Source organism: Hallella colorans (assembly GCF_003096815.1).
Taxonomy (GTDB): Bacteria; Bacteroidota; Bacteroidia; order Bacteroidales; family Bacteroidaceae; genus Prevotella; species Prevotella colorans.
The window spans coordinates 1-1,443 of sequence record NZ_QENY01000057.1 but is presented as its reverse complement, the minus strand read 5'-3'; the positions used below and the strand labels follow the sequence as shown (position 1 = coordinate 1,443).

Genomic DNA, 1,443 nt, shown 5'->3' with positions numbered 1-1,443 from the left:
TATTGCTGTCCGGTAAAACTCAAAAGAGCATAAATATCCTCCCCGAAGCCCAGTAAAATTGGACTTCGGGGTTTATTTTTTCAAAAGTAAGCCCCCTCTTAATCGAAAAGACTTGGTTCTGGCGGCGCTTTTTGCATCTCCTTTGCAAGGAAATCATTCCAAGTTTTTTCGGGATTTTCCATAAATGCGATAAAATCGACGTAGTACATAAGCATAAGCCGTACCATGGTAACAACTTGCGAAAATGCACAATGCCTCTTGATGCTTCTCGACAGAACCGTTATCAGCAAATTGGCTATCAGAACAACCCATGTCTGTATTTGTATGGCGTTGACGCTGTCCCCATAGAAGAAATGAAGCGGGAAGTTCTGTTTAAGTTGTTTGTATAACGACTCGATAGCCCATCTTAAGCGGTAAATTTCAGCAATGTCCTCAACCGTGAAGTCAAAGTTGTTGGTCAATAGCACAACTGGTTTCTTGTTCGCATAAAATATCTCCACCCTTCGTGCCTCATGGATGAGTTCCCCTCTTGTAAAACGTACTTTTTGGTCAATATGTGCCACAAGTCCCTCTGTATTGACGTACATAACGGATTCAAGTACCTCATACTTAAGGTTTTTCTTCATTTTTGTCACGTAGCAAACGCCTTCTTCTGTAAGACGTTGGAATTGTGCTATGTCGACATAACCACGATCCATTGCCAAAGTGGAGTCTTTTGGCAGATGCACCTCTTTTAGCAGGTAATGGTCGTGTTTAGCGGCGGATGTGAGCTGCACCACCATCGGCACGCCGACATGATACTTCATAACCGTATGCACTTTCATGCCGCCTTTCTTCTTGCCTGATTTCGGATGCCGCCCAACCCCTTTGAGTATGTTGTCGAAGAGCGTTATTGTGGTGGAATCCATCATGTAAAGCAGCTTCTCCCAGTCTTTAGGCTCGTGCGTCTGCCCCTTATAACTCTTGGCAGGGCGGCTGTCCGCTAAAAACTTGGCATATTTCTCCAGTAGATATGCATAGACACTTGCAAAGAACTCCTGAGGACGGCGTATATTGGCTTCTGCAAGCGTACTGCGACGAACTAGATAGTTCGTTCCGAGGTGTGCGAGCTTGTGAGCCTCCGCCTTCATGCCTATCTCAAGTTCGCGCAGAGAATCAAAGTGTTTGAGGATGCCAAACAACATTACGACAAGATGTTGGTAACCGTCAAAACGCTTCACATAAGCCTCGCTTCCTTTCGTTTCGCGGCTTATTTGAAGAATTTTCTCCTTGTCGAGTAACTTTAATACTTGACTATAGACCGGCTGTCCGGTAAAATGACTATCTTTGCTCATGGTTATGTTTTATTTTAGTAAAAACAAAGATAACCAAAAGGGCTGACACCTCGTGAGAAGTGTCAGCCCTAAATTATTTTGTTTAATAAAGTTTTACCGGACAGCAATA

The 1,443-nt window shown here is 43.7% G+C and carries 1 protein-coding gene; it reads right to left on the bottom strand.

Features of this window, described 5'->3' with window-relative positions; all coding sequences use genetic code 11:
* Window positions 1-98: 98 nt before the first annotated feature.
* A complete protein-coding gene (locus C7379_RS12555; RefSeq protein ID WP_048739691.1) occupies window positions 99-1,334 on the bottom strand; it encodes an IS4 family transposase in 1,236 nt (411 codons plus the stop codon).
* Window positions 1,335-1,443: the final 109 nt, after the last annotated feature.

Coding starts and splice junctions, on each gene's coding strand:
- C7379_RS12555 (WP_048739691.1), bottom strand. CDS start 1,334: ATGAGCAAAGATAGTCATTTTACCGGACAGCCGGTCTATAGTCAAGTA.